Source organism: Aneurinibacillus aneurinilyticus ATCC 12856 (assembly GCF_000466385.1).
Taxonomy (GTDB): domain Bacteria; phylum Bacillota; class Bacilli; order Aneurinibacillales; family Aneurinibacillaceae; genus Aneurinibacillus; species Aneurinibacillus aneurinilyticus.
Genome location: NZ_KE952920.1, coordinates 50907 through 51278 on the forward strand (window position 1 = coordinate 50907; position 372 = coordinate 51278).

Here is a 372-nt window from a genome sequence, read left to right on the forward strand (position 1 = left end):
CGCTCTTTCATTAGCTGTTCACCTTCTTCATTCCAGCAGCAACCCGTACCTCATCGGCAAGCCGTCCCATTTCTTTCTTTTCGTCCTGACATGTTGCCATGTTCCATCTATCCTGTAGGATACGGATAATTTTGTTTGCGTCCTCTATTTTCATGAGTTTCTTTTCCTCCTTGGATGGTGTAGGTGTTGTTGTCCCTTTTTTATCAATCAATGCGGCATAATCCACATACGCCAAATTCATGTCCACATTACCGGAAATACCATTTACTTTTCCCTTATCCGTGTACTGCCAGATTCCTGCGTCTCTTCCCAGGTACGAATTATAGCGGGCAACCCACAACGCATAGGGCTTCAATCGTTTTTCATCTAATT

At 43.8% G+C, this 372-nt stretch carries 1 pseudogene; it reads right to left on the reverse strand.

The window, feature by feature from the left end:
- Positions 1-10: 10 nt before the first annotated feature.
- A pseudogene (locus HMPREF0083_RS29600) lies at positions 11-372 on the reverse strand (hypothetical protein); the annotation flags it as partial.